The organism is Sphaerisporangium rhizosphaerae, assembly GCF_042665155.1.
GTDB lineage: Bacteria > Actinomycetota > Actinomycetes > Streptosporangiales > Streptosporangiaceae > Sphaerisporangium > Sphaerisporangium rhizosphaerae.
Map to the genome: position 1 here is coordinate 1 of NZ_JBHTCG010000070.1, position 5,121 is coordinate 5,121.

Annotated in this window: 1 protein-coding gene; it reads left to right on the forward strand. The window is 70.9% G+C overall.

Annotated features, from left to right (window positions below):
- The coding region (locus ACFQSB_RS40000) for an SDR family NAD(P)-dependent oxidoreductase (protein ID WP_417774572.1) at window positions 1–5,121 on the forward strand (5,121 nt) is incomplete at both ends.

Consider the following 5,121-nt stretch of genomic DNA (forward strand, 5'->3'; position numbering starts at 1 on the left):
TGACCTGATCGCCGTTGTCGGGATGGCCTGCCGTTTCCCCGGTCAGGTCACCAGCCCCGACGACCTGTGGCAACTCCTGGTCGACGACCGCGATGGCATCACCGGCTTCCCCACCGACCGAGGCTGGAACCTGGGATCGCTGTTCCATCCGGATCCCGACCACCCGGGAACGTCATACGTCCGTGCCGGCGGATTCCTGTCCGGCGCCGCCGACTTCGACCCGGAGTTCTTCGCACTCAGCCCCCGCGAAGCGGTGGCAATGGACCCCCAGCAGCGGCTCATCCTGGAAGCCTCCTGGGAGGCCCTGGAGCGCGCCGGCATCGACCCGTCCGGACTGCGCGGCACCCCGACCGGGGTGTTCACCGGAGTGATGGCCAACGACTACGGCTCCGGCGCGGTCGCCACACCCGAGGCCGAGGGCTTGGTCGCCACCGGAACGCAGGGCAGTGTGGTGTCCGGGCGAGTCTCGTACGCGTTCGGCCTGGAGGGGCCGGCGGTGTCGGTGGACACGGCGTGTTCGTCGTCGTTGGTGGCGTTGCATTTGGCGGCGCAGGCGCTGCGGAGCGGGGAGTGTGATCTGGCGCTGGCCGGTGGGGTGACGGTGATGGCCACGCCGGATGCGTTCGTGGAGTTTTCGCGGCAGCGGGGGTTGGCTGCTGATGGGCGGTGTAAGTCGTTCGCGGAGGCGGCTGATGGGGTGGGTTGGGGCGAGGGTGTCGGTGTGCTGGTGGTGGAGCGGCTGTCTGAGGCGCGTCGTCGTGGGCATCGGGTGCTGGCGGTGTTGCGTGGCAGCGCGGTGAACCAGGATGGTGCTTCCAATGGGTTGACCGCCCCCAACGGTCCCTCGCAGGAGCGGGTGATCGCTCAAGCGCTGGCGGTGGCCGGGTTGGCGGCCGGTGATGTGGATGCGGTGGAAGCGCATGGCACCGGTACGGCGTTGGGTGATCCGATCGAGGCGCAGGCGTTGCTGGCGGCTTATGGTCAGGGTCGGCGGTCGCCGTTGTGGCTGGGGTCGGTGAAGTCCAATCTCGGGCATACTCAGGCGGCGGCCGGGGTGGCCGGTGTGATCAAGATGATCCTGGCGATGCGGCACGGACTGTTGCCCAAGACGTTGCACGTGGACGCCCCCTCATCGAAGGTGGACTGGTCGGGTGGCGCGGTGGAGCTGCTGACCGAACCTCAGCCCTGGCCCAAGGACGCGGATCGGCCGCGCCGGGCGGGGGTGTCGTCGTTCGGCATCTCCGGCACCAACGCGCACGTGATCCTGGAAGAACCGCCTGCCGAGGAGCCGTCGGACGTCCCCGCCGGCACGGTCGTGCCGTCGGCGGAGATCGTGGCCGGTGCGGTGGGTGACGACGAGGAGCCCACCCAAGGACGAGTTGCCGTCCCTGACGCGGCCACCACCGAGATGGAAGGCATCGCCGCGCTTCCCGTACTTCCGGTGGTGGTGTCGGCCAAGAGCGATGCGGCGTTGCGGGCGCAGGCCGGTCGGTTGGCGGAGTTCGTCGTCGGGCATGAGGCGGCCGGTCCGATGGAGGTGGCCGCCGCGCTGACACGTCGGGCCGCCATGGAGCACCGGGCCGTGCTGCCGGCGGCGGACCGGGAGGGTCTGCTGAGCCGGCTGCGGGCGCTGGCTTCCGACGATTCGCAGGTTCCGGGGTTGGCCGCTGAAGTGGTGGAGTCATCTTCGGTGGTGGGTCGGGTGCGGCCTGGTCGGGTGGCGGTGGTGTTCTCCGGTCAGGGTGCTCAGCGGGTGGGGATGGGCCGGGAGTTGTATGCGGCTTTCCCGGTGTTCGCCCGCGCTTTCGATGAGGCCTGCGCGCTGCTGGAGGTCGAACTCACCTCCGTCGACGCTGCCGGCGTGGTGACCGGCCTGGCCGGTGGTGCGAGCCTGCGAGAGATCATCCTCGGCCACACCAGCCACACCGGCCACACCGGCGAGACCAGCCAGAACGGTCAGTCCGGCGAGGCGAGCCACAGAAGCCAGAAAGGCCAGGGTGGCCAGACCAGCCAGAACGGTCGGACCAGCGAGGCCGGTCGGACCAGCGAGGCCGGTCGGACCAGCGAGGCCGGTCAGGCCGGCGAGGCTGGCCTGAGTGGCGAGATCGGGCAGACGGGCGGGATCGGCGAGGCTGGCAAGAGCGGCCAGGCCGGTGGGATCAGCCACACGAGTGTTAGCGGCGATTCTGGTGCTGGTGTGTCTGGTGCTGGTGGGGTGCTGGATCAGACGGTGTTCGCTCAGGCCGGGTTGTTCGCGGTGGAGACGGCGTTGTTCCGGCTGCTGGAGTCGCTTGGGGTGCGGCCTGATTTCGTGGCGGGGCATTCGCTGGGGGAGATCTCTGCGGCGCATGTGGCGGGGGTTCTGGATTTGGCGGATGCGTGCCGGTTGGTGGCTGCTCGTGGGCGGTTGATGCAGGGGTTGCCGTCTTGTGGTGCGATGGCGGCGATCGGCTGCGGCGAGCAGGAGATCGCCCCGGTCCTGGCCGATTACGGCCAGGTGGCCGTGGCCGCGATCAACGCACCCGGCTCGGTGGTGGTCTCCGGCGCCGGCGATCAGGTGGATCAGGTCGTGGAGTGGGCGCGCAAGAACGGGCACCGGACGCGGCGGTTGCGGGTGTCGCATGCGTTCCATTCGCCGTTGATGGAGCCGATGCTGGCCGAGTTCGAGCGGGTGGTGGCGGGGCTGTCGTTGCGTCGCCCGGAGTTGCCGCTGGTGTCCAACCTGTCGGGTGACCTGGCCGACGAAGAGGTCACCGAGCCCGGGTACTGGGTCGAGCACGTCCGCCGGCCGGTGCGGTTCGCCGACACCATCGCCACCCTGCGCGGACAGGGGGTCGGCTGTTACATCGAGGCGGGCCCGGACGCCCAGCTGGCCCCCATGATCGAGCAGACCCTCGCCCACCACGACCAAACCGGCAACCACGAACACGCCGACGCCCGCAGTGCCGACGGAGACCGCGGGAACGGCGACTACGCCGAGGTCCGCGCTGTCAATGGCGGTCGCAAGGACGCAGCGCCTGCATCGGTGGTGGCGTTGCTGCGCCGCGATCGGGACGAGACCGCGCAACTGGTCGCCGGGCTGGGCCAGGCGTGGACGTGTGGCACCGGTGTGGACTGGACCGCCTGGCCGTCCTGGACCACCGCGACCACCGCGACCACCGAAAGCACCAGAACTACCGCGACCACCGGAACCACGGCGACCACCGGAACCACCGCGGCCGAACCAGCCGAACCAGCCGGACGGGCCGGTTCGGCCGGGGTTCGGGTCGGCCATCTGGATCTGCCCACCTACCCCTTCCAGCGGCGGCACTACTGGCTGCAACCCGCCCCCGCCGGTGACCCGGCCGCCCTCGGCCAGGCCGCCGCCGACCACCCCATCCTGGGAGCGGTGGTGGAGCAGCCCGACGGCGGCGCCATCCTGACCGGCCGCCTATCGACCACCACCCAACCCTGGCTGGCCGACCACGCCATCAACGCCACCCCGATCCTGCCCGGCACCGCCTTCGTCGAACTCGCCCTGCGCGCCGGAGACCAGGTCGGCTGCCCCACCATCGACGAGCTCACCCTGCACACCCCCCTGCCCATCCCCGGTACCCACCACCACACCACCCACGGCACCAGTAGCGCTAACGGAAGCAGCGACACCGGAAGCAGCGACACCAGCGGCGGCGTCATCGTGCAGGTCACCGTGTCCGGACCAGGACAAGACGGCCGACGTCAGATCGCCATCCACTCCAAGGACGACCACGGGCAGTGGACTCGGCACGCCACCGGGACCCTCACTCCCACCCCCGCCACTGCTCAAGACACTCCGATGGAGTTGAGTCAGGCTTGGCCTCCGCCGGGCGCTGAGTCACTGGACACCACCGACCTGTACGACCGCCTGGTCGACCACGGCTACGCCTACGGCCCCGCCTTCCACGGCCTCACCCGCGCCTGGAAACACCACGACGACCTCTACGCCGACATCACCCTCCCCGAACAAGCCGGACAAACCACCCGATACGGCATACACCCCGCCCTCTTCGACGCGACGACGCACGTAGCACTGCTGGCCGGGGAAGGCCCCGGGAAGGGCGGCCCGCTGATCCCGTTCAACTGGAACGGCGTCACCCTGCACGCCATCGGCGCCACCGCGCTGCGCGTACGGCTGCACCCGGAGCCGGATGCTGGGTTCCGGCTGGACCTGGCCGACCCCGCCGGCCGGCCGGTGGCCACCGTGGAGACGGTGGCATCCCGGCCGGTGGCCGAGACGGATCCGTCGGCGCCGACCGCGGCGTCGGTGGCGCGCTGGCTCACCGAGGTGGTGTGGCGACCGCTGACCGGAGCCTCCGCCGCCGATAACGGGGGAGAGGCGGCGCTGCGTGACGGCGCCGCCGTGGTGGACGCCACCGGGGGTGCCGGCGACGACGCCGGTGACCTGCCGGACAGGATACGGCGCCGCGTTGGGGCGGTGCTGGCGGAGCTTCAGGACCGGCTGGCCGAGGAGGACCCGCGACCCGTGCTGGTCGCCACCCGGGGCGCGGTCGCCGTGACCGACGGAGAGACGCCGGACCCGGCGGGCGCGGCGGTCTGGGGATTGGTGCGAGCGGCCCAGCAGGAACACCCCGACCGGATCACGTTGGTCGACCTGGAGCCGGTGCGGACGAGAGGGCCCGCTGCAGCCGCTGGTGGGGCTGCCGCACAGCCGGACCTGAGCTCCCTGGAGATCTCGGCGCTGCCCGGCGACGAGCCGGAAGTGGCCATCCGCGGTGACCGGCCATGGGTACCCCGACTGGAGCGGGCCCGCCTTGGCGAGGAGCCCGTGGCGGCCTGGCCGGTCGATGGGACGACGTTGGTCACTGGTGGTACCGGTGGGTTGGGTGCGTTGGTGGCGCGGCATTTGGTGGCGGTGCATGGGGTGCGGCATCTGCTGCTGGTCTCTCGGCGGGGCTTGGACGCTCCCGGGGCGGCTGAACTGCGTGATGAGCTGACCGAACTGGGCGCCGAGGTCACCGTCGCCGCGTGTGATGTGGCCGACCGGGATGCGTTGGAGTTGGTGCTGGAGGGGGTTGGTGGGGCGTGGCCGTTGCGTGCGGTGGTGCATGCGGCGGGGGTGGTGGATGACGGGGTGGTGTCGTC